General features: G+C 69.9%; 21 protein-coding genes. 13 read left to right on the top strand and 8 right to left on the bottom strand.

Annotated elements, in window-relative coordinates; translation table 11 throughout:
- Positions 1 to 42 precede the first annotated feature (42 nt).
- The gene (locus tag FHR97_RS01595) at positions 43 to 675 is read right to left on the bottom strand and encodes a flavin prenyltransferase UbiX (protein WP_183382012.1); all 633 of its coding nucleotides are present in this window, start codon (positions 673 to 675) and stop codon (positions 43 to 45) included.
- Positions 668 to 2,053, bottom strand: coding sequence for a UDP-N-acetylmuramate:L-alanyl-gamma-D-glutamyl-meso-diaminopimelate ligase (gene mpl / locus FHR97_RS01590; RefSeq protein ID WP_183382011.1), 1,386 nt, complete (start codon positions 2,051 to 2,053; stop codon positions 668 to 670). Before mpl ends, FHR97_RS01595 begins: the two co-directional genes overlap by 8 nt.
- Positions 2,054 to 2,301: 248 nt before the next feature.
- Between mpl and FHR97_RS01585 the strand changes: the two genes are divergently transcribed.
- Entirely contained in the window at positions 2,302 to 3,561 is a 1,260-nt protein-coding gene (locus FHR97_RS01585; protein ID WP_183382010.1) for a 6-phosphofructokinase, read from the top strand.
- A 191-nt stretch (positions 3,562 to 3,752) separates the two neighbouring features.
- On the opposite strand, the gene FHR97_RS01580 is transcribed toward FHR97_RS01585, so the two are convergent.
- Complete coding sequence (locus tag FHR97_RS01580; RefSeq protein WP_183382009.1) at positions 3,753 to 5,468, bottom strand: bifunctional protein-serine/threonine kinase/phosphatase; 1,716 nt, start codon at positions 5,466 to 5,468, stop codon at positions 3,753 to 3,755.
- Between the two features lie 222 nt (positions 5,469 to 5,690).
- Between FHR97_RS01580 and ppa the strand changes: the two genes are divergently transcribed.
- Positions 5,691 to 6,221: an inorganic diphosphatase gene (ppa, locus tag FHR97_RS01575; protein WP_183382008.1), complete on the top strand. Its 531-nt coding sequence runs from the start codon at positions 5,691 to 5,693 to the stop codon at positions 6,219 to 6,221.
- A 67-nt stretch (positions 6,222 to 6,288) separates the two neighbouring features.
- Here ppa and FHR97_RS01570 read toward each other — a convergent pair whose 3' ends face one another.
- Positions 6,289 to 7,569: a DUF2333 family protein gene (locus tag FHR97_RS01570; RefSeq protein ID WP_183382007.1), complete on the bottom strand. Its 1,281-nt coding sequence runs from the start codon at positions 7,567 to 7,569 to the stop codon at positions 6,289 to 6,291.
- A 193-nt stretch (positions 7,570 to 7,762) separates the two neighbouring features.
- On the opposite strand from FHR97_RS01570, the gene dsbD reads away from it, so the two are divergent.
- From dsbD to purH, 7 genes are all read left to right on the top strand, one after another.
- A complete protein-coding gene (gene dsbD, locus FHR97_RS01565) occupies positions 7,763 to 9,637 on the top strand; it encodes a protein-disulfide reductase DsbD (protein ID WP_183382006.1) in 1,875 nt (624 codons plus the stop codon).
- Between the two features lie 195 nt (positions 9,638 to 9,832).
- A complete protein-coding gene (accB, locus tag FHR97_RS01560; protein ID WP_183382005.1) occupies positions 9,833 to 10,297 on the top strand; it encodes an acetyl-CoA carboxylase biotin carboxyl carrier protein in 465 nt (154 codons plus the stop codon).
- 28 nt (positions 10,298 to 10,325) lie between these two features.
- Positions 10,326 to 11,666: an acetyl-CoA carboxylase biotin carboxylase subunit gene (accC, locus tag FHR97_RS01555; protein WP_183382004.1), complete on the top strand. Its 1,341-nt coding sequence runs from the start codon at positions 10,326 to 10,328 to the stop codon at positions 11,664 to 11,666.
- Positions 11,667 to 11,746: 80 nt separating this feature from the next.
- A complete protein-coding gene (gene prmA / locus FHR97_RS01550; RefSeq protein ID WP_183382003.1) occupies positions 11,747 to 12,661 on the top strand; it encodes a 50S ribosomal protein L11 methyltransferase in 915 nt (304 codons plus the stop codon).
- 85 nt (positions 12,662 to 12,746) lie between these two features.
- Positions 12,747 to 13,805 (top strand): tRNA dihydrouridine synthase DusB, encoded by a 1,059-nt coding sequence (gene dusB / locus FHR97_RS01545; RefSeq protein WP_183382002.1) that lies wholly within the window; start codon positions 12,747 to 12,749, stop codon positions 13,803 to 13,805.
- Positions 13,802 to 14,137, top strand: coding sequence for a DNA-binding transcriptional regulator Fis (fis, locus tag FHR97_RS01540; protein WP_183382001.1), 336 nt, complete (start codon positions 13,802 to 13,804; stop codon positions 14,135 to 14,137). The genes dusB and fis overlap by 4 nt, the downstream gene beginning before the upstream one ends.
- A gap of 84 nt (positions 14,138 to 14,221) precedes the next feature.
- Positions 14,222 to 15,799 carry a bifunctional phosphoribosylaminoimidazolecarboxamide formyltransferase/IMP cyclohydrolase gene (gene purH / locus FHR97_RS01535; protein WP_183382000.1) on the top strand — a complete coding sequence of 526 codons (1,578 nt, stop codon included), beginning with the start codon at positions 14,222 to 14,224 and terminating at the stop codon, positions 15,797 to 15,799.
- Between the two features lie 83 nt (positions 15,800 to 15,882).
- Here purH and FHR97_RS01530 read toward each other — a convergent pair whose 3' ends face one another.
- On the bottom strand, positions 15,883 to 17,343 hold the full coding sequence (locus tag FHR97_RS01530; protein ID WP_183381999.1) for an NAD-dependent succinate-semialdehyde dehydrogenase: 1,461 nt from the start codon (positions 17,341 to 17,343) through the stop codon (positions 15,883 to 15,885).
- Between the two features lie 175 nt (positions 17,344 to 17,518).
- Complete coding sequence (gene folE, locus FHR97_RS01525; protein WP_183381998.1) at positions 17,519 to 18,076, bottom strand: GTP cyclohydrolase I FolE; 558 nt, start codon at positions 18,074 to 18,076, stop codon at positions 17,519 to 17,521.
- Between the two features lie 279 nt (positions 18,077 to 18,355).
- On the opposite strand from folE, the gene FHR97_RS01520 reads away from it, so the two are divergent.
- Positions 18,356 to 18,883 (top strand): TraB/TrbI/VirB10 family type IV secretion system protein, encoded by a 528-nt coding sequence (locus FHR97_RS01520; RefSeq protein ID WP_183381997.1) that lies wholly within the window; start codon positions 18,356 to 18,358, stop codon positions 18,881 to 18,883.
- Between the two features lie 69 nt (positions 18,884 to 18,952).
- Here FHR97_RS01520 and FHR97_RS01515 read toward each other — a convergent pair whose 3' ends face one another.
- Positions 18,953 to 19,942 (bottom strand): serine/threonine protein kinase, encoded by a 990-nt coding sequence (locus FHR97_RS01515; RefSeq protein WP_183381996.1) that lies wholly within the window; start codon positions 19,940 to 19,942, stop codon positions 18,953 to 18,955.
- 154 nt (positions 19,943 to 20,096) lie between these two features.
- On the opposite strand from FHR97_RS01515, the gene FHR97_RS01510 reads away from it, so the two are divergent.
- Positions 20,097 to 20,261, top strand: coding sequence for a hypothetical protein (locus tag FHR97_RS01510; RefSeq protein ID WP_246403645.1), 165 nt, complete (start codon positions 20,097 to 20,099; stop codon positions 20,259 to 20,261).
- Between the two features lie 33 nt (positions 20,262 to 20,294).
- Positions 20,295 to 20,981 (top strand): glutathione S-transferase family protein, encoded by a 687-nt coding sequence (locus FHR97_RS01505; RefSeq protein WP_183381995.1) that lies wholly within the window; start codon positions 20,295 to 20,297, stop codon positions 20,979 to 20,981.
- A 17-nt stretch (positions 20,982 to 20,998) separates the two neighbouring features.
- Here FHR97_RS01505 and FHR97_RS01500 read toward each other — a convergent pair whose 3' ends face one another.
- Positions 20,999 to 21,715 (bottom strand): ComFC family protein, encoded by a 717-nt coding sequence (locus FHR97_RS01500; RefSeq protein ID WP_183381994.1) that lies wholly within the window; start codon positions 21,713 to 21,715, stop codon positions 20,999 to 21,001.
- Between the two features lie 70 nt (positions 21,716 to 21,785).
- On the opposite strand from FHR97_RS01500, the gene bioB reads away from it, so the two are divergent.
- On the top strand, positions 21,786 to 22,883 hold the full coding sequence (bioB, locus tag FHR97_RS01495; RefSeq protein ID WP_246403644.1) for a biotin synthase BioB: 1,098 nt from the start codon (positions 21,786 to 21,788) through the stop codon (positions 22,881 to 22,883).

Genomic DNA, 22,883 nt, shown 5'->3' with positions numbered 1-22,883 from the left:
GCCGCCCGGGTCGGGTTTTCTTCCCGCTTCAAGCTTATGGCTTCAAGCTCCCGGCGAAGCCGGGTCCCCCCAGCGCGGCATCAGGCGATGCTCGATGTCCAGCTGGTTGAGGATGCGCGCGACGATAAAGTCGACGAGGTCCTCCACCGTGCGGGGCTGGTGATAGAACCCCGGCGCCGCCGGCAGCACCACGGCGCCGAGACGGCTCAGGTCGAGCATGTGCTGCAGGTGGATCGCCGAGAGCGGCGTCTCCCTGGGGACCAGGATCAGCCGGCGGCGCTCCTTGAGGGCCACGTCGGCGGCGCGCTCGATCAGGTTGTTGCTGGCCCCGCAGGCCACCGCCGAGAGGGTGCCGGTGGAACAGGGACAGATCACCATCGCCGAGCTGGCCCCCGAGCCCGAGGCCACCGGCGCCATCCAGTCCTCGCGGCCGAAGCAGCGGATCTGCCCGGGCCGCGCCCCGCTGCGCTCGCCGAGCGCCGCGGTGAGGCGCTCGGGGCGGGCCGGCAACTCGGCCTGCGTCTCGGTGGCGATGACCAGGTGCGCGGCCTTGGAGATCATCACCCAGACCTCGTGGTCCGCCGCCACCAGGGCGTCGATCAGGCGCAGCCCGTACTGGGCCCCCGAGGCCCCGGTGATGGCCACGGTGACGGGCGCACGGAAGGCATCAGCCATGGGCGACCTCCAGGGCGGTCAACAGTCGCTCGTGGATGCCCCCGAAACCGCCGTTGGACATCACCACGATGCGGTCATGGGGCCGGGCCTCGGCGACCAGGGCGGCGACCAGGGCCTCCAGGTCGTCGTACTCCCGCCCGGGCACCGGACCGGCCTCGATCAGCGGCGCCAGCGACCAGTCGAGCCCCGCGGGCCGATACCAGTAGGCCGCATCGGCACGGGCCACGCTGCCGGCCAGCCGGTCGCGCAGGGTGCCCAGGCGCATGGTGTTGGAACGCGGCTCGATCACCGCCAGCAGTCGCCCCCTGGCGGTGGCCGCCCGCAGGCCCGCCAGGGTCGCGGCGATGGCCGTGGGGTGGTGGGCGAAGTCGTCGATGACCTGGATGCCGGCCACCTCCCCGCGGACTTCCTGGCGCCGCCGAGGCGTCTCGAAGCGCGCCAGGGCGGCGCAGCCCCGGGCCAGGTCGACGCCGCAGGCATGGGCGGCGGCCAGCGCCGCCAGGGCATTGCGCGCGTTGTACTCGCCGGTCAATCCCCAATCGACCACGGCATCTTCGTCGACCCCGGTCTCCCCCCCGCGGTGGATGACCCGGAAGCGACTGGCATCCTCGCGTTCCAGGGCGAAGCGCCAGGGGCTGTCGGCCGCCTCGCCGAAGCGCGACACCGGCGTCCAGCAGCCCTCGGCGAGCACCCGCTCCAGGGCCGCTTCCCCGTCCGCCACCAGCAGCTGTCCCTTGCCCGGCACGGTACGCACCAGGTGATGGAACTGCCGCTCGATGGCCGCGAGGTCCGGGAAGATATCGGCATGGTCGAACTCGAGGTTGCCCAGGATGGCGATCTCGGGCCGGTAGTGGACAAACTTGGAGCGCTTGTCGAAGAAGGCGGTGTCGTACTCGTCGGCCTCCACCACGAAGGGGGCATCAACGGCCCCGAGCCGCGCCGAGACGCCGAAGTTGCGAGGCACGCCACCGATCAGAAAGCCCGGTGACTGGCCCGCCGACTCGAGCAGCCAGGCGGCCAGGCTGGCCGTGGTGGTCTTGCCGTGGGTCCCGGCCACGGCGATGACCCGCCGCCCCGGCAGCACATGCTCGGCCAGCCACTGGGGCCCGGAGACGTAGGGCAGGCCGGCGTCGAGCACGGCCTCGACCTCGGGATTGCCCCGGGACAGCGCATTGCCGATGATCACCAGGTCCGGCCGCGGCACGAGGTGGTCGGCCGAATAGCCCTCCATCAACGCGATCCCGGCCTCCTCGAGCTGGGTGCTCATGGGGGGGTAGACGTTGGCGTCGGCGCCGCTGACCCGATGCCCCTGTTCCCTGGCCAGCAGGGCCAGGCTGCCCATGAAGGTGCCGCAGATGCCGAGGATGTGAAGATGCATGGAGTCTCCGCTGCCGAACGATCATACCGGTGGCCCGGCCGACCGGTGGAAAGCGGCAGACTAGCATGGCCCCCGCGCGCCCTCCAGCGCCCCACCCCGGGCGTCGCGGATCGCCGACGGGATGCAGCCGCAGGGCCGATAGGCTAGAATCGGCGGCCTTGTCCGGACCCGAACCGGAAGCGCTCGACACGCCTGGCGAGACGGCCGCCGCGCGCTTCCCTTGATGCGACCAGCAACAGGATAGCCCCATGGCTCAGCACAACGCCTTCTACGCCCAGTCCGGCGGCGTCACCGCCGTGATCAACGCCAGCGCCTGCGGCGTCATCGAGGCCTGCCGCCGCCACCCCGAGCAGATCGGCAAGGTCTACGCCGGCCACAACGGCATCATCGGCGCCCTGACCGAGGACCTGATCGACGTCAGCCGCGAAAGCGACGAGACCATCGCGGCGCTGCGCCACACCCCCGCCGGCGCTTTCGGCTCCTGCCGCTACAAGCTCAAGGACATCGAGACCCACCGCGCCCAGTACGAGCGCCTGATCGAGGTCTTCAAGGCTCACGACATCCGCTATTTCTTCTACAACGGCGGTGGCGACAGCGCCGACACCTGCCTGAAGGTCTCGCAGCTGTCCGAGAAGCTCGGCTATCCGCTCACCGCCATCCACGTCCCCAAGACCGTGGACAACGACCTGCCGATCACCGACAACTCCCCCGGCTTCGGCAGCGTGGCCAAGTACATCGCCACCTCCACCCTGGAGGCCTCCCTGGACATCGCCTCGATGTGCGCCACCTCGACCAAGGTCTTCGTGCTCGAGGTGATGGGCCGCCATGCCGGCTGGATCGCCGCCGCCGGCGCCCTGGCCGGCGAGGGCGAGGGCGAGCCGCCGCACCTGGTGATCTTCCCCGAGGTGGCCTTCGACCGGGCCGCGGCCATGGCCCGGGTCGAGGAATCCGTCAGGCAGTACGGCTACTGCGTGATCGTGGTCTCCGAGGGCGCCCGCTACGAGGACGGCACCTTCCTGGCCGACTCCGGCAACACCGACGCCTTCGGCCACCGCCAGCTGGGCGGCGTGGCGCCCACGCTGGCCGGCATGATCAAGCAGGACCTGGGCTACAAGTACCACTGGGCGGTGGCCGACTACCTGCAGCGTGCCGCCCGCCACCTGGCCTCCAAGACCGACGTCGACCAGGCCTATGCGGTGGGCGAGAAGGCCGTGGAGCTGGCACTCGCCGGGCAGAATGCCCAGATGCCGGCCATCATGCGCACCGGCGATGCCCCCTATGGCTGGACCGTCGAGGCCGCCCCGCTGGCCGAGGTCGCCAACCGCGAGAAGTTCATGCCCCGCGACTTCATCCGCGAGGACGGCTTCGGCATCACCGAGGCCTGCCGCCGCTACCTGTCGCCGCTGATCCAGGGCGAGGACTTCCCGCCGTTCGAGAACGGCCTGCCGAAGGTGGCCAAGCTCGCCAAGCACCGGGTCGAGCGCAGGCTGCCGGAATTCAAGATCTAAGCGCCGAGCGTCGAGCGTCGAGCGTCGAGCGTCGAGCGTCACAGGATGATGTCTCACGGCTATTTCGGACCTCAATGAGGAAACCCCACTGGACTCAACATCCAGTGGGGTTTCTCGTTTGCTTCTTCAACATCCTCCGCCCGTCACCGAGCAGCTGGGCGCTGGGCGCTCGGCGCTTGCAGCTTGGCGCTTTATTTCAGCAGCCAGGAGAGCACCAGCAGCAACAGCAGGATCCCCGCCACGCCCTGCCAGAACCGGGTCGGCTCGCCCAGCGCGCCGCGCGTCCTGCGGCGCGACTCGCCGTTCACGCGCAGGGCGTGCAGGAACTCCGACAGCCGTCGGAAGCGCAGGGCACGCTGCGGCGACAGGGCCCGGCGCAGGGCATCGTCCAGGGCCGGGGAGATCTCCGGGTTGAGGATCCGGGCGCTGCGGTAGGCCATCCGCTCCAGATCGGTATGGCGCAGCAGCTCCTTGAGCGGCATCTCATAGGGCAGCGCCCCGGTGAGCAGCCAGTAGACGGTGGAGGCCAGCGAGAACTGGTCGCTGCGGCGTCCCACCGCGTCGTCCAGGGCATATTCCGGGGCGCTGTGCTCGGTGATGCCCACCTGGCGCAGCAGCCCCCGGGAGCGACGGTGGCCGTCCACATCGCGAAGGTGACAGGCGCTGAAGTCGGCCAGCACCACCTGGCCATGGGGATCGATCAGCACGTTGTCGGGATGTACCCGCTGGTGGAGCAGATCGCGATGATGCAGCGCCTGGATGGCCTTGCCCAGCTGGACGGCGATATCGAGCCGCTGGTCGAGCCCCGCCTGGGGGTGGCGACGCGCCCATTCGGTGAGCGTCTCGCCTTCCACATAGGCCATCAGGTAATAGAGGAAACGCCGCGGCCGGGAGGGCTCCATCACCCGCACCACGAAGGGCGAATGGACCCGTTCCACCACCCACTGCTGGAGCAGAAAGTGCTCGAGGTAGGCGTTGCGGTTGGAGAGCTCCGGGCTCGGGGCCTTCATCACCAGGTCGCGGTCGGTGCGCACGTCGCGGACGCGATAGACCCGGGACTGGGCGGTGCGCGACAGCACCTCGCGCACCTCGAGGCCGTCGAGCCGCTCCCCCACGGCCAGTTCCGGCGGGATCGGCAGGTCGCCGTAGACCTTGCCGGGGTGGTCCTGCTCCTCCTCGGGCAGGGCATCGATGCGTACCAGCTGGAAGCAGAACTGATCGCTGCCGTAGCCGCGTTCCCGGGCACGCTCCCGGGCGGTCTGCGCCAGCCGTTCGCAGGCGGCGTCCAGGTCGCTGGCATCCTCGCGGATCAGCCGCACGTAGTCGGAAGGCATCAGGGTGCCCTGCACGCCCTGGGTGGTGAACAGGAAGATGTCACCCTGCTTGAGGGGCAACCGGGCGTAGTCGATGTCGACGCTGGCATCCATGCCGATCGCGCGGGACGGGTAGCGATAGCCGCCGAGATCGGTCACGTGATCCCGGGACAGCTGCTCGAACTCGGCGCCACGCAGCCGAAACACCAGGGTGTCGCCGATGTGGAACAGGTGCGCCTCGCGCCCGCGAAAGACCATGGCCGAGAGCGAGCTGACGAAGCCGCCGTCGCTGACCTGGCGGCTCTGACCGAAACACCAGGCGTTGAGCGCGCGCAGCACCCGGGTGGCCGCGGTCTTCACCTCCCAGTGATCGGGCGTGGAGAAGTAGTCGGCCAGAAACCCCCGCACGCTGATGTCACCGGCCTGCTTGGCCAGGGGGTTGCGGGAGGTGGAGTCACTGATCAGGGCACAGGCGCCCTTCGCCGTCAGCAGCGGCGCCTCGGGGAGGCGCACGGACATCGAGCTGCGATGCCGGCGGCGCTCCGGCGCCACGAAGGCCTGACCGTAACTCAGTGACAACTGTGCGGGTGCCAAGAACAAGTCTCCTTGCGGTCGCGCATCTCGCCGGTCGGGCCGGCCCTTCCATCGGTCGCTCATGATACACCGCCGCCGCCGCCACTGGCTCGCCCAGCAAGCCCCCAGTGGGCACCGACCGACCCGACACCTATGTCGGATTGGTAATCGCCGACCTGGCTTCGTATAATTCGCCGGATTTTTCTCCACTCGACCCGGCCATCCGCCAAGAAGGACGCGATCATGAACTTCGACAACATCCCCGCCGGCAAGGATCTGCCCGACGACATCTACGTGGCGATCGAGATCCCGGCCAACCACGCCCCGGTCAAGTACGAGATCGACAAGGACATGGGAGCGCTGCTGGTCGACCGTTTCATGGCCACGCCGATGTTCTACCCGGCCAACTACGGCTTCATCCCGCACACCCTGGCCGACGACGGCGACCCCCTCGACGCCCTGGTCGTCACCCCCTACCCGGTCGCGCCGGGCAGCGTGATCCGGGCACGTCCGGTCGGCATCCTCAACATGACCGACGAGGCCGGCGAGGATGCCAAGCTGGTATGCGTGCCGCACCCCAAGCTGTCCAGCCTGTACGATGACATCCAGGAAGTCACCGACCTGCCGGAGCTGCTGCGCCAGCAGATCGCCCACTTCTTCGAGAACTACAAGGATCTCGAGAAGGGCAAGTGGGTCAAGGTGGAGTCCTGGGAAGGCGTCGAGGCCGCCCGCAAGGCCATCGAGAAGTCCGTGGCCGCCTACCAGAAGGCCTGATCGCCGGCGGCAGCGTCGCGCTCACCAAACGGGCCGCCCTCGGGCGGCCCGTTGCCGTTCAAGGCCATCAGTGCGCCGCCTCGCCCTCCGCGACCGGCTCGTCGCTATCGGCGGGCGGCTGGGTCGGCGAGCCGGCGTCTTCCGCGGCCTGATCGGCCGATGCCGCCTCGCCCTCCGCGACCGGCGCGTCGCTCTCGGCGGGCGGCTGGGTCGGCGAGCCGGCGTCTTCCGCGGCCTGATCGGCCGATGCCGCCTCGCCCTCCGCGACCGGCGCGTCGCTCTCGGCGGGTGGCTGGGTCGGCGAGCCGGCGTCTTCCGCGGCCTCGTCGGCCGCCCCGGGCACGGTCACCGGCACCGCCTGCTCAAGCGTCCTGGCCAGCTCCCGGCTCAGGTCCCGGGCCCGCACCACATGGTTGGCCATCACCAGGGAATGATTGGCGAAGACGCCGAACCCGGAGCCGTTGAGCACCACCGGGCTCCACAGCCGCCGCTGGCTGCGTTCGAGCTCGGCGACCAGCATCTCCCAACGCCCCGCCAGGCCGGCCGCCGCCAGTACGTCGGCCTGGTCATGGCGCACCGCCTCGAGCAGGTGAAGCAGCGCCCAGGCCTGCCCCCGGGCCTCGAAGAAGACGTTATCGACCCGGTACCAGGGCGTCTCGCGGGGCAGTCCCTCGGCCTCGATATCCAGATCGGCGAGGGCCGCGGGACGCGCGACGCTGGCCGACAGCCGACTCCCCAGGTCATCGAGGCCGGTGGCCACGTCGGCCAGCCAGGGCGCCAGGCCTCGCCCACCACCGGCGAAGGCGACCTCACCATCCCCGCCCAGGCGCTCGAGGTAGGCGCCGAGGCCGCTCGACGCCTGCTCGAGGCGGTGCTCGGTGGAGGGATAGAACCAGTCGCGACTATCGCCCTGCAGCTGCGCCTCGACCCGCTCGAGCTCCCCCGCCTCGCCCCGGGCCATGGCCGGCAGCGCACGGGAGAGGCGGCGGCCCTGGTTGAGCACCCCGAGCTCCCAGGCCGGCAGGTTGTCGAGCCACAGCCCAGGCGGGGCGAGGTCGTTGCGCAGGTAGCCGCCGGGCTTGTCGAGCAGCGTCTCGATCACCGCCCTCAGGCCGGCCGTGGTCACCGCCCCCCGGGCCGCCGTGGTCGCCTCGCGCTGCTCGGCCACGGCAGGCTCCAGGGCGAAGGGGGGTGGCGTACGGCTCCACCAGATGCCCAGTCCCAGCGCCACCAGCAGATAGATGACCAGCACCGCCAGAAGCGGCTTCCAGATCCAGCCATACTGCGGGCGCTCCAGCGCCTCGACCTTGTTGCGGCGCCTGTCCGCCGCCTTTCGCGTCAAAGCCATGATCCCTGTTTCCCTAGCTGCTGATGAGTCGAGGGCGCGACGATTCGGCGCGGCCTCGCGCGACGCCGGTCTTCCACGACCCCCACGTCGCTGCGATATCCTAGCATCTGATCATAGCGGTGCCCGTGGCGGAACCCCAGGACACCCCACGAGTCATAACCGCGCCATTGCCGTTCGGATGTAAGGAACCCCCGTGCTCAACGCCCGTCGCCTCGCTGCCGCCCTGCTCCTGCTGCTGATCCCCCTGGCCGCCCAGGCCCAGTGGTTTGCCGACCGCGACGAGCCGGACTTCCTGCCGGTGATGGAGGCCTTCCAGCCCCAGGCCTGGCATGACGGCGAGACCCTCCGAATCGGCATCGAGAACGCCGAGGGTTACTACCTCTACCGCCACCGCTTCGAGGTGGCATCCCTCGAGGAGGGCATTCGCCTGGGCGAGCCGGTACTGCCGCCCGGCCAGGCCAAGACCGACGAGTTCCTCGGCGACGTCAACGTCTTCTACGACCGGGTGGTGTTCGAGGTCCCCCTGACCACGCCCGCCTCGGGCCCCCTGGAGGTGGCCCTGACCTTCCAGGGCTGCGCCGATGCCGGGCTCTGCTACCCGCCGGAGCGGGTGACCCTGCAGGCGCCCCAGGGGCCGGCGCCGGCGGCCTTCGCCGGTGCCGCCGGCGAGGCCGCCGGCGAGGCCGCACCAGGCATCACCGCCGCGGCGGGCGATGCGCCGTCGGTCGCCGGGCCCGGCATGCCCCGCAGCGAGGACGGCCACTTCCGCGCCCTGATTCGCGAGGCCAGCCTGCCGCTGGTGCTGGGGCTGTTCTTCCTCGCCGGTCTGGGACTGACCTTCACGCCCTGCGTGCTGCCCATGGTGCCGATCCTCTCCTCGATCATCGTCGGCCAGCACCCTAGCCGCCCCCGCGCCTTCGCCCTCTCGGCCAGCTACGTGGCCGGCATGGCGCTGACCTACGCCGGGGTGGGAGTGCTGATGGGGCTGTTCGGCGCCGGCCTGAACCTCCAGGCCCGCCTGCAGTCGGCGCCGGTGCTGATCACCTTCGCCGTGCTCTTCGCCCTGTTCGCCCTGGCCATGTTCGGCGCCATCGACCTGCGCCTCTCGCCGCGCCTGGCCGGACGCATCGATGCCCTCCAGGCCCGCGCCCAGAAGAGCGGCCCGGCCGGCCTGGCCCTGGCCGGCGCCCTGTCGGTGCTGGTGGTCTCCCCCTGCGTCTCGGCACCGCTGGCCGGGGCCCTGGTATTCATCTCCTCCACCGGGGATGCCCTGATGGGCGGCGCCGCCCTGCTCGCCCTGGCGCTGGGCATGGGGGGCCCGCTGCTGCTGGTCGGTACCTTCGGCACCACCCTGCTGCCGCGGACCGGGGCCTGGATGACCGGCGTCAAGGCCGCCTTCGGCATTCTCCTGCTGGGCATCAGCGTGTGGCTGGTCGAGCGCCTGCTGCCGCCGCCGGTCACCCTGCTGCTGTGGGCGGCCCTGGCCGTGGGCACGGCGCTGGCCCTTGGCGCCCTGAGCCTGCAGCAGGCCCAGGGCTGGCCGCGGGTCCGCCAGGCCGCCGGTATCCTGCTGCTGGTCTGGGGGGTGACCCTGGTGATCGGCGCCTCCCGGGGCGCTCATGACCCCTTGCGCCCGCTGGCGGCCGTGCCGGCCGCCGGCCCCATGGCGACCGGCACCGAGAGCGGCGCGCCGGCAAGCCCGGTCACCGTGGTGGAGAGCCTGGATGCGCTCGAGACGGCGCTCGCCGAGGGCACGCGGCCCGCCCTGGTCAATGTCACGGCCGACTGGTGCATCTCCTGCAGGATCATGGAACGCGAGGTCTTCCCGGCGCCGGCGGTGGTCGCGGCGCTGTCGGGCTTCCGCCGCATCGACGTGGACGTCACCGACACCGATGCCGAGAGTCGCGCCCTGCTCGACCACCTCGCGCTGTTCGGTCCGCCGAGCCTGCTATTCTTCGACGGCGACCGGGAGTTGCGCGAGGCCCGGATCCAGGGCGAGGTCGACGCAGCCGACCTGGCCGGCCACCTCGAGAGCGTCCGCGACTGGCTGTCGGGCCGGCGCGGCTGATACCGGGCCCCCGGCCGCCAGCGAACGCCGTTCGAGCCCGCTGGACATCGCTGCCGATTTTCGGCAAACTCCGCCGGCAGCGCTATCCAAGGCCAATAGAGACGCCAAGAGTCGACATCTTGCCGCGATCTATTGCGAGTTGGCCCCGGTTGACAGCGCCGGGCGACCCCGAATCCACCCGAGCGAGACATCGTCATGGACATCCGCAAGGTCAAGAAACTGATCGAGCTGCTGGAAGAGTCGAACATCAGCGAGATCGAGATCCAGGAAGGCGAAGAATCGGTGCGCATCAGCCGTCACCCCAACGGCAGCGCCTATCCCCAGCCCCAGGCCCCCGCCTGGCCGACACCGGCCCAGCCGGCCCCCGCCGCACCCCAGCCGGCCGTCTCGGCCGAACCGGCGGCCGAGGAAGGCCCCGGCTACCAGGGCCAGGCCGTGCTGTCGCCCATGGTGGGCACCTTCTACCGCTCTCCCGCGCCCGGCGCCAAGGCCTTCGTCGAGGTCGGCCAGGGCGTCAAGAAGGGCGAGACCGTGTGCATCGTCGAGGCCATGAAGATGATGAACCAGATCGAGGCCGACCGTGACGGCGTGATCGAGGCCTTCCTGGTCGAGGACGGCGAGCCGGTCGAGTTCGAGCAGCCGATGGTCGTCATCTCCTGATCTTCCCACCAACCTGGCGGACTCCCTCATGCTGGACAAGGTTCTCATCGCCAATCGCGGCGAGATCGCCCTGCGCATCCTGCGCGCCTGCAAGGAGCTGGGCATTCGTACGGTCGCGGTCCACTCCAAGGCCGACCGCGAGCTGATGCACGTGCGCCTGGCCGACGAGGCCGTGTGCATCGGCCCGGCCTCCTCCGCGCAGTCCTACCTGAACATCCCGGCGCTGATCAGTGCCGCCGAGGTCACGGACTCCAGCGCCATCCATCCCGGCTATGGCTTCCTCTCGGAGAACGCCGACTTCGCCGAGCAGGTGGAGCGCTCCGGCTTCACCTTCATCGGTCCCCGCGCCGAGACCATTCGCCTGATGGGCGACAAGGTCAGCGCCATCGAGTCGATGAAGAAGGCCGGCGTGCCCACCGTGCCCGGCTCCGATGGCCCCCTGGGCGACGACGAGGGCGAGATCGTGGCGACCGCGCGGCGCATCGGCTACCCGGTGATCATCAAGGCCGCCGCCGGTGGCGGTGGCCGGGGCATGCGCGTGGTGCACACCGAGGCCCACCTGATCTCCGCGGTGACCGTGACCCGTACCGAGGCCCATTCGGCCTTCGGCGACGGCACCGTCTACATGGAGAAGTTCCTCGAGAAGCCGCGCCACGTGGAAGTCCAGGTGCTCGCCGACGGCCAGGGCAATGCCATCCACCTCTTCGATCGCGACTGCTCCCTGCAGCGCCGTCACCAGAAGGTGCTGGAGGAGGCCCCGGCGCCGGGGCTCGACCCGGCGGCCCGCGCCGAGGTCTTCGAGGCCTGTCGCGAGGCCTGCATCACCATCGGCTACCGCGGCGCCGGCACCTTCGAGTTCCTCTACGAGGACGGCCAGTTCTTCTTCATCGAGATGAACACCCGTGTCCAGGTCGAGCACCCCGTGACCGAGATGGTCACCGGCGTCGACATCGTCCGCGAGCAGCTGCGCATCGCTTCCGGCCTGCCGCTGTCGATCCGCCAGGAGGACGTCAAGCTGGCCGGCCACGCCTTCGAGTGCCGGATCAACGCCGAGGACGCCAGGACCTTCCTGCCCTCGCCCGGCAAGGTGACCCTCTACCACCCGCCGGGCGGGCTCGGCGTGCGCATGGACTCCCACGTCTACACCGGCTACACGGTCCCGCCGTACTACGACTCGCTGATCGGCAAGCTGATCACCTGGGGCGTCGACCGTGACACCGCGCTGACCCGCATGCGCAACGCCCTCGACGAGCTGCTGGTCGAAGGCATCAAGACCAACATCGACCTGCACAAGGATCTGGTCCGTGACGGCTACTTCCAGCAGGGCGGCGTGAACATCCATTACCTGGAGAAGAAGCTCGAACTCTAGCCGCGGCGTCGAGCCTTCCCCATGGGCGGCCGGCGCCGCCCTGTCGTCGTTTCCCCACTCCGATCCCCGGGAGCCCCACCATGCCCTGGCTGCAACTCAAGGCCCGCATCGCCCCGGAGCAGGCCGAACTGCTCGAGGAGCTGCTGCTGGCCGAAGGCGCCACCGCCATCACCCTGCAGGACGCCCAGGACGACCCGCTCTTCGAGCCCGAGCGGGGCACCACCCCGCTATGGGACGAGACGGTGCTGACCGGCCTCTATGACGACCTCGAAGGCCTGTCGGCGATGCTCGAGCGCCTGGCGGCCGCCTGGGCCGAGGCCGTGCCCGGGGAACCCTGCCCGGAGATCGAGCACGAATTGCTCGACGACCAGGACTGGGAACGGGCCTGGATGGATGACTTCCAGCCATTGCGGATGGGCGAGCGTCTGTGGATCGTGCCCAGCTGGCACGCGGCACCGGATCCGGCGGCGGTCAACCTCCACCTGGACCCGGGGCTGGCCTTCGGTACCGGCACCCACCCCACCACAGCGCTGTGCCTGGAGTGGCTGGACGGCCTGGCCGTGGCCGGGGAGCTGGCAGGCCGCGAGGTGCTGGACGTCGGTTGCGGCTCCGGCATCCTGGCCATCGCCGCCCTCAAGCTGGGCGCCAGACGGGCCACGGGCACCGACATCGACCCCCAGGCGCTCTCCGCCAGCCGCGACAACGCCCAGCGCAACGCGATCCCCGACACGGCCTTCGAGCTCTGTTATCCCGAGCAGCTGGATGCCTCGGCGAGCTTTCCGGTCGTGATCGCCAATATCCTGGCCGGCCCGCTGGTCGAGCTGGCCGCGGAGATCGCCGGGCGCGTCGCGCCGGGCGGGCGCCTGGCGCTGTCCGGGATCCTCGAGGCCCAGGCCGAGGAGGTGCGTGCCGCCTATGTGGCCCAGGGCCTGGCCATGGACGAACCGGAGGTGCGCGAGGGCTGGGTGCGGCTGTCCGGGCGGCGCGCCGCCTGAACGAACCGCGACAGACGAACGGCGCCTTCACCCAGGATGGCCGGGGGCGTATGATATGTCCCCCTTCGAGCCACCGACCGTGACCATGCCCGAATCCCGTCCCCTGCCCCGCATCGGCCGCCACACCCTGCCCAACCGGGTGGTGCTCGCGCCCATGGCCGGCGTCACCGACCGACCCTTCCGCGCGCTGTGCCGGCGCCTGGGGGCGGGACTGGTGGTGGGCGAGATGGTGACCTCGGACCCCAGCCTGTGGCACACGCGCAAGTCGCGCCTGCGCATGGACCACCACGGCGAGCCCGGCCCCCGTGCCGTGCAGATCGCCGGCGGCGACGCCAGGATGCTCGCCGAGGCGGCGAGGCTCAACGCCGAGATGGGCGCCGAGATCATCGACATCAACATGGGTTGCCCCGCCAAGAAGGTCTGCAACAAGGCCGCCGGCTCCGCGCTGCTGCGCGACGAGGCCCTGGTCGCCGAGATCCTCGAGGCGGTGGTCGCCGCGGTGGCGGTGCCGGTGACGCTGAAGATCCGCACCGGCTGGTGTGCCGAGAGCAACAACGGCGTTCGTGTCGCCCGGCTGGCCGAGGACGCGGGCATCCAGGCCCTGGCCGTGCATGGCCGCCATCGCCAGCAGCGCTACGGGGGCCAGGCGGAGTACGACACCATCGCTGCGATCAAGGCGGCCGTGGACATCCCGGTGTTCGCCAACGGCGATATCGATTCTGCCGAGAAGGCCCGCCGGGTCCTCGACTATACTGGGGCAGATGCGGTGATGATCGGCCGCGGGGCCCAGGGCAACCCCTGGATCTTCCGCGAGATCGACCACCACCTCCGCCATGGCCGCCCGCTGCCGCCCCCCGACGACGACGAGCGTGCCCGGGTGTTGCGCGGCCACCTGGTGGCCCTGCACGACTTCTACGGTGAGCACATGGGCGTGCGTATCGCCCGCAAGCACCTCGGCTGGTACCTGGCCGGAGATGCCCGCTTCGATGACACCGGCCGCCGCGCCCTGCGTGCCACCTTCAATGGCCTGGACAGCGCCGATGCCCAGTGCCACTTCATCGACGAACTGTTTCGTCATGAGCCGGACATGGCGCCCAGCCGTGTCGCCCAGGCCATGACGCCGGATGGAACCTGTGCCGCATGACCAGCAGCCAAGCCTTTGACCAGAATCCCGCGCTGCCCGAGCTCGATGCCCGGGCCTCCCGTGATCTCGCCGAGGTCACCGAAGGCGGCAGCCTGCCGCGGGACGACATGCCCCTGCGCGAGGCCGTCGAGGCCGCCATGCGCCGCTACTTCGCGCACCTCGACGGCAGCAGCGTCACCGACCTCCATGCCATGGTGATGGCCGAGGTGGAGGCGCCGTTGCTGGCCTCGGTGCTCGAGCACGCCCAGGGGAACCAGACCCGTGCCGCCGAGATGCTCGGCCTGAATCGCGGCACCCTGCGCAAGAAGCTCAAGCACTACGCCCTGATCTGATGGCCGCAAGGGCGCCTTGTGGCGCCCTTGCGCGTTCTCGATCCTCGCTTTTTCGATCCCCACGCCCGTAATAGAGTGACGCCCATGTCCCAAGCCTCCTCCCCCACCCCGGTCCGCCGCGCCCTGATCAGCGTGTCCGACAAGACCGGTATCGTCGATTTCGCCCGCGGCCTCAGCGAGCAGGGCGTCGCGCTGCTCTCCACCGGCGGCACCTATCGCCTGCTCCAGGAGCATGGTATTCCAGTCACCGAGGTCTCCGAGCACACCGGCTTCCCCGAGATCATGGACGGCCGGGTCAAGACCCTGCACCCGAAGATCCATGGCGGGATCCTGGGCCGGCGGGGCCAGGACGACGCGGTCATGGCCGAGCACGACATCGCGCCCATCGACATGGTGGTGGTCAATCTGTATCCCTTCTCGGCCACCGTGGCCCGCCCCGACTGCACCCTCGAGGAGGCCATCGAGAACATCGACATCGGCGGGCCGACCATGGTGCGTGCCTGCGCCAAGAACCATGCCTATACCACCATCGTAGTGGACGCCGGTGACTACGACCGGGTCCTCGGGGAGGTCGCCCGGGGCGGCATGCAGCAGGCCACCCGCTTCGACCTGGCCGTCAAGGCCTTCGAGCACACCGCCGGCTATGACGCGGCCATCGCCGACTACCTGGGCCAGCGGGTGCCGGGCGGCGAGGATGGCTTCCCGCGCACCTACAACCTGCAGTTCAAGAAGAAGCAGGCCATGCGCTACGGCGAGAACCCCCACCAGTCTGCCGCCTTCTATGTCGAGGCCGACTGCCAGGAGCCCAGCGTGGCCACCGCCGAGACCCTGCAGGGCAAGCCGCTGTCGTTCAACAATGTCGCCGATACCGACGCCGCCCTGGAATGCGTGAAGACCTTCACCGAGACCGCCTGCGTGATCGTCAAGCATGCCAACCCCTGTGGCGTGGCCGTGGGCGCGAGCCCCAGGGAGGCCTACGACAAGGCCTTCGCCACCGACCCGACCAGCGCCTTCGGCGGCATCATCGCCTTCAACCGGCCGCTGGATGAAGACACGGCCCAGGCCATCATCGACCGCCAGTTCGTCGAGGTGATCATCGCCCCCGGGGTCGAGGACGCGGCCCGGGCGATCGTCGCCGGGAAGAAGAACGTGCGCCTGCTCGACATCGGCGCCCACTGGCCCGGCGAGCGCGAGCATGCCCACGACTTCAAGCGCGTCACCGGTGGCCTGCTGGTCCAGGACCGGGATCTCGGCATGGTCGGCCGCGACGAGCTCACCGTGGTCACCGAGCGAGTGCCCTCCGAGCAGGAGATGCGCGACCTGGCCTTCGCCTGGAAGGTCGGCAAGTACGTCAAGTCCAACGCCATCGTCTACGCCAAGAACGGCCAGACCATCGGCGTGGGCGCCGGCCAGATGAGTCGTGTCTACTCGGCCCGGATCGCCGGCATCAAGGCCGCCGACGAGGGCCTCTCGGTGCCGGGGTCGGTGATGGCGTCCGACGCCTTCTTCCCCTTCCGCGACGGCATCGACGCGGCGGCGGCGGCCGGCATCACCGCGGTGATCCAGCCCGGTGGCTCCATGCGCGACCAGGAGGTCATCGACGCCGCCAACGAGGCCGGCATCGCCATGGTGTTTACCGGCATGCGCCACTTCCGCCACTAAGGAAACACCCCGCCGAACGTGCTCGGCGGGGTGTTTGTCTTCCCGCTTCCAGCGGCGAAGCGGCGCTCTTCAAGCTTTCGGCTTCAGTCGCCGAGATCGATGCATAGGTACTTGGTCTCGAGGAACTCGTCGAGGCCCTGGTGACCGCCCTCGCGGCCCAGGCCCGAGGCCTTGACCCCGCCGAACGGCGCGGCGGCATTGGAGATCAGCCCGGTGTTGATGCCCACCATGCCGTATTCCAGGGCCTCGGCCACCCGCCAGACGCGCCCCAGGTCGCGGGAGTAGAAGTAGGAGGCCAGGCCGAACTCGGTGTCATTGGCCATCGCCACGGCGTCTTCCTCGTCCTCGAAGGGGAAGACCGCGGCCAGGGGACCGAAGGTCTCTTCGCTGGCCACCTTCATGGCGCCGCTGGCATCGCTGATCAGGGTCGGTGTGAAGAAGTTGCCGCCCAGTGGGTGGGCATGCCCGCCCAGCAACAGCTCGGCTCCGTGGTCCACGGCGTCCTGGACATGCTCGGTGACCTTGGCCACGGCCTTGTCGTCGATCAGCGGGCCGATGTTGATGCCACTCTGGGTGCCATCGCCGACCTTGAGCTCGCTGTTCATGGCCACCGCCAGCTTCTCACAGAAGGCGTTGACCACGCTGGATTGCACCAGGAAGCGGTTGGTGCAGACACAGGTCTGGCCGGCGTTGCGGAACTTGGCGGCCATGGCGCCATCCACCGCCGCATCCAGGTCGGCATCCTCGAAGACGATGAAGGGCGCATTGCCGCCCAGTTCCAGGGAGATCTTCTGCACGTGGCGGGACGCCTGGGCCATCAGCTCGCGCCCCACCTCGGTGGAGCCGGTGAAGGTGATCTTGCGTACCAGCGGAGACTCGGTGAGGGCCGCGGCGATCTCCGCGGCCCGGCCGGGCACCACGTTGAACACGCCGCGGGGCACGCCGGCTCGCTCGGCCAGCAGGGCCAGGGCCGTGGCCGAGAACGGGGTCTGGCTGGCCGGCTTGACCACGAAGGTACAGCCGGCGGCCAGGGCGGCGCCGGCCTTGCGGGTGATCATCGCGGCGGGGAAGTTCCAGGGGGTGATGGCGCCGACCACGCCGACGGGCTGCTTGGTCACCAGGATACGCTGCTGGGGCTTGGCCGCGGGCACCGTCTCGCCATAGACCCGACGTGCCTCCTCGGCGAACCAGCGCAGGAAGCTCGCCGCGTAGGCGATCTCCCCGGCCGACTCCTTGAGGGGCTTGCCCTGCTCGTGGGTCATGATCATGGCCAGGTCATCCTGATGCTCGAGCATCAGGTCGTGCCACTTCATGAGGACATCGGCGCGTTCCTGGGCGGTGAGGCTGCGCCAGGCCGGCAAGGCGGCATCGGCGGCGTCGATGGCCCGCTCGGTCTCGGCGCGGCCCAGCCGCGGCACATTGCCCATCGTCTCGCCGGTGGCCGGATTGATCACGTCGATCTGCTCACCGCTATCGGCGGCGACCCAGCTACCGTCGATATAGGCGAAAGGACAGTAGAGCTGAGTTTCCTTCAGGGCTTCCATGGTCGACTCCTGGCTGCGAAGGCACATCATGAGGGTTGATCCTCATGCTAAGCGCAAGCACCCCGATGCGCCAACCGCCATGCGGCTTCATCGTGCGCCAGGGTCGCCAACCCTCGGCTCAGGTCTCCCGCCGCGGCTCCCGGGAGTCGGACGGGGTGATGGAGACCGATCTCCTTCAGCGACCATGAACCAGGGTCAGGAACTCCTGGCGGGTGCTCTGATGCTCGCGGAAGGCTCCCAGCATCACCGAGGACGTCATGCTCGAGTTCTGCTTCTCCACCCCGCGCATCATCATGCACAGGTGGCGCGCCTCGATCACCACGGCCACGCCCCGAGCCTCGGTCACCTGCTGGACGGCCTCGGCGATCTGGCGGGTCAGGTTCTCCTGGATCTGCATGCGCCGGGCATACATGTCGACGATGCGGGCGAACTTGGACAGGCCCAGCACCTTGCCCCGCGGCAGGTAGGCGATGTGGCACTTGCCGATGAAGGGCAGCAGGTGGTGCTCGCACATCGAATACAGCTCGATGTCCTTGACCACCACCATCTCATCGGTGTCCGACTCGAAGACCGCCCCGTTGACGATCTCTTCCAGGGACTGGGAATAGCCGTGATTGAGGAACTGCATGGCCTTGGCGGCCCGCTTGGGGGTATCGCGCAGGCCTTCACGCTCGGGGTTCTCCCCGAGTTCCTCGATGATCCGGCGATAGTGGTTGGCGAGTTGTTCGGTCATGGTCAGGCCCCATGCAGTGTCGTTGTCGCGGTGCGTGGGCACAGGCCCGGCCACCACACCATTATACATAAACTATACATAACCCATAACGCGTACAAGCAAATGGGTCCGGAAGGCCACAATTCTAGCGCATGGCGGCGCCGGGCGCAGTGGCCGGCGGCCCCCGGCCAGTGGCAGAATGTCGCGCGCGCCATGGCGGCGCATGGCTGCCCGTCCCCCCGGCCTATGGTAAGGTAAGACCACCTTCATGCTGTGCCCAAGTCACTCCCGAGAGCCGACATGATCAAGACCCCCACCCTGCTGCTGATGGTCGCCTCCCTGGCACTGCCGAGCCTGGCCATGGGCGACACCCTCGAACTGCCCGCCGACGCCCAGGTCGAGATGGAGGTCGTCGACGACCTCGTGCTCGACGCCCAGACCCCGCGCCGCGACGATATCGTGCTGCGCCCGGTGGACGGCGGGGATGGCAGCCACCAACTGCCGGACCATTGCGTGGTGATCGGCGACGCCCAGCGCGACGGCGAGCGCATCCGCCTGACCACCCATGCCCTGACCTGCATCGAGGCCGAGGGCGGCGACAGCGAGATCTACAGCGGCGAACTCACGGCCGGCGCCTACGACAGCGACGGCCGCTTCGGCATCGCCGCCTGCGACGACGATCAATGTCGCCTGGCACCGGGCGACAGCTTCCTGCTGACCCTCACCAGCCCGCTGCGCATCGAGCAGCAGGCCAACCCCTCGGCCGAGCTCAATGTCGAGCGCCGCCAGGCCAATCCCGACCAGGACGACGCCGCCGGCGGCGAATGACCGCGGACCCGCGCGACCCCGCGATACCCGACGCCCCCTGCGAGGGGGCGTCTCGGGTTGGGGGCCGGCTTACCCGGCGAGCCAGCGCGGCGCTCGCGAAAGTGCCTGGCGCTGCTGTTCCAGCTCGCGGATATGCGCGTCCCAGTAGCCCGCGTCGGCCAGCCAGGGGAAGGCCTGGGGAAAGGCCGGATCGTCCCAGCGGGCCACCAGCCAGGCACTGTGGCGCAGCAGGCGCAGGGTCCGCAGGGGCTCCACCAGCGCCAGCTCGCGGCGGTCGAAGTCGCGATGCTGTTCGTAGCCCTCGACCACCTCCGAGAGCTGCATCTGCCGCTCGCCCTCCTCCTGGGCGGTCAGCAGCATCCACAGATCCTGCACCGCCGGGGCCATCAGGCAGTCGTCGAAGTCGACCAGGGCGAAATGCTCGTCGCGTCCCAGCATGTTGCCCAGGTGGCAGTCGCCGTGCACGCGCAGGTTTGCCGAGGCCGGCCAGGCCTGGGCCGCCAGGGCGGGACGCAGGACCTCGGTCACCCGCTGGTAGGCGAGCCGCTGGCGGCGATCGAGCCAGCGGCTGGCCAGCACGCCCTCGCAGGCCTCCCCGACCATGACATCCAGGTCCATGATCCGGCGATGGGCGAAGGGTCGGCGCGCGCCGACCGCATGCATGGCCCCGATGACCTCCCCCAGGGCGAACAGGTGGGCCGGGTCCTCCAGCTCCGGCGCCTGGCCCGGCAGCTGGGGAAAGACCGCGAAGCGAAAGCCCTCGGCGTGGTGGAGGCTGACGCCGGCGGCATCGCGCCAGGGAGCGGCCACCGCCACGCCCGCGGCCTCGAGCTCGGCCAGGAAGTCGTGTTCCTCCTGGATCTGGACATCGCTCCAGCGCGCGGGACGGTAGAACTTGACCACCCAGCGGCGCCGCTCGTCGTCGTGCACCAGGTAGACCCGGTTCTCGTAGCTGTTGAGGGCGAAGGGCTCGCCGGGCAACCAGAAGCCCAGGGACTCCACCGCCGCCACCACCCGGGCGGGCGCGAGGCGGGCGAAGGGGTGGGTCGTATCGTTCATGGGCGCTCCGGTCGGGGGCAAAACCCCATGATAGCAAAGCGCGTGGCCCCACCGCGCCACCGGCCTGGATATCGGCCCCCGCCTGTCCTATGCTCGAGGATCCATCGGCGGGAGGCCGATGCGCGCTCTCGATCCCCCCTCGGAGACATTGACCATGGACGGACTCACCTGGATCACCTATGTCGGCGTGATCGTCGCACTGATCATCTTCCCCGGCCCGGTCGCCTTGCTCTGCACCAGCCACGGCCTGCGCTTCGGCCGCGCCACCGGCGGCCTGTTCATGGCGGCCGGCGGCTCGCTGATCGCCTCGTCGCCCTGAAACGATCGCTGTTTCCCTGCTCCGGAGTCCGCCATGTATCGGCTGCACATCGCCAACAAGAACTACTCGTCCTGGTCGCTGCGCCCCTGGCTGCTGATGCGCGAGCTCGAGATCCCCTTCGAGGAGCGACTGACGCCCTTCGACGCCGACTCGAGCTGGGTATCGTTCCGGGCCTTCTCTCCCACGGGGAAGGTGCCCTGCCTCATCGACGAAGAGCTCGCCGTCTGGGACTCCCTGGCGATCGTGGAATACCTGGCCGAGCGCCACGCCGGCGTCTGGCCTGAGCAAAGCCAGCCACGCGCCTGGGCCCGTTCTGCCTGCGCCGAGATGCACTCGGGGTTCGGCGCGCTCAGAAGCGAATGCCCCATGAACTGCGGCCTGCGGGTGCGGGTGACGTCCCCCTCCACCCCGCTGCAACATGACCTGGCACGGCTCGAGGAACTCTGGCAACAAGGGCTCGAGGCCTTCGGCGGCCCCTTCCTGGCCGGCGCTGCCTTCAGCGCCGTGGATGCCTTCTTCGCCCCCGTCGCCTTTCGCGTGCAGGGCTTCGACCTGGCCCTCGGGCCGGGCGCCCACGCCTACGTGGAGCGCCTGCTGGCCTTGCCCGGCATGCGGGACTGGTATCGGGCCGCCCTCGCCGAGCCCTGGCGGGACGAGCCTCACGAACGCGAGACCCTGTCCGCCGGAGAGCGGTTGGCGGATCATCGTCACGCGCCCTGAGTCCGGTCTCCCACGGCTCAGGAGAGCTCGAGCGGCGTGCGGGCGACCGCCCAGGCCTCGATCTCCTCGGCGCCCGCCCGGCGGCAGGCCCGTGCCAGGGCATCCAGGGTGGCCCCCGTGGTCATCACGTCGTCGAGCAGGACCACCCGCTCGGGCAGGGGCCCGTCGACCCGGAAGGCGCCGCGCAGGTTGCCCCGTCGCCGGCGGCGATCGAGGCCGCGCTGACTCGGCGTGTCGCGATGACGCCATGCCCGGCGCAACGGGATCCCCAACCGGGCCGACAGTCGCTCGGCCAGCCAGCGGCCCTGGTCGAAGCCCCGCTGACGTGCCCGATGCGGGTGCAGGGGCACCGCCAGCAGGGCCTGAGGCGCCTCTCCCGGCGGTAGCCGACAGCCCGCCTCCAGCAGCGCCACCAGTACCGCCCCGGCCCGCGGGGAGGCATGGAACTTGAAGCGCTGCATCAGCGCGGCCACCTCGTCCTCGTAGCGCAGGGCCACCCGGGTCCGGTCGAAGGCCGGCGGCCGTCGCAGACAGCGACCACAGACCCGGCCCCGCGCCCGGCCGGGCTGGGGCTCGCCGCAACGCGGGCAGGCCGTGTGGTTCCAGGGCAGTGCCGCGAAGCAGGCCTCGCACCAGGGGCGGCCCCCCTCGCTGTCCGCCAGGCAGAACAGGCAACGCCCCGGCAGGACGCGACGCAACCAGTCGTCAACCTCCTGCCGGCGAAAGGTTGACATGCCCCACCGTCCCCGTACCCTGTCGGTCAACCCCGCGATCCGCGACCCGTTGACCATAAGCGAGCCCGCCATGCCTGCCCAACTCCCCGACAACGCCCCGGATGCCTTGACCCTAGCCGCCCGCCCGGCCATCCGCCATGACTGGAGCCTGGAGGAGATCGAGGCCCTGTTCGCGCTGCCCTTCAACGACCTGCTGTTCCGCGCCCAGCAGGTCCATCGGGCCCACTTCGACCCCAACGCCGTCCAGGTCTCCACGCTGCTGTCGATCAAGACCGGCGCCTGCCCGGAAGACTGCAAGTACTGCCCCCAGTCCGGGCACTACAACACCGGACTCGGCAAGGAGAAGCTGCTCGAGATCGAGAAGGTGGTGGAGCAGGCCCGCGCCGCCAGGGAGTCCGGCGCCAGCCGCTTCTGCATGGGCGCGGCCTGGAAGAGCCCACGCGAGCGCGACCTCGAGGTGGTGCTGGAGATGGTCGGCCGGGTCAAGGCGCTGGGGCTGGAGACCTGCATGACGCTCGGCATGGTCGACACCGACCAGGCCAAGCGCCTCTCCGAGGCCGGCCTCGACTACTACAACCACAACCTCGACACCTCGCCGGACTACTACGGCGAGATCATCACCACCCGCACCTATGCCGACCGGTTGGAAACCCTGGCCAACGTCCGCGAGGCCGGCATGAAGGTCTGCTCCGGCGGCATCCTCGGCATGGGCGAGGCGCCGCGGGACCGGGCCGCCCTGCTCCAGCAGCTGGTGCGTCTCGAGCCGCATCCGGAGTCCGTGCCCATCAACATGCTGGTCAAGGTGCCCGGCACGCCGCTGGAGGACGTCGAGGACCTCGACCCGCTGGAATTCATCCGCGCCATCGCCGTGGCCCGCATCCTGATGCCGAAGAGCCACGTGCGCCTCTCCGCCGGACGCGAGCAGATGTCCGAGTCGACCCAGGCCATGGCCTTTCTCGCCGGTGCCAACTCCATCTTCTACGGGGATACCCTGCTGACCACCGGCAACCCCCAGGTGGAACGGGACCGGGCGCTGTTCGACAAGCTCGGCCTGCACCCGGAGCGCCGCGAGACCTGCGCCGACGACGGCCAGGCCGAGGCCGCCCTGGAAGCCGCCATCCGGGACCGGCAGGGTAGCGAACTCTTCTACGACGCCGCCGGAGCCTGA

Origin of the sequence: Halomonas stenophila, assembly GCF_014192275.1 — a bacterium.
Classification (GTDB): domain Bacteria; phylum Pseudomonadota; class Gammaproteobacteria; order Pseudomonadales; family Halomonadaceae; genus Halomonas; species Halomonas stenophila.
Note: the sequence above shows the minus strand (reverse complement) of the source record. Positions and strands in the feature narration are given on the sequence as shown.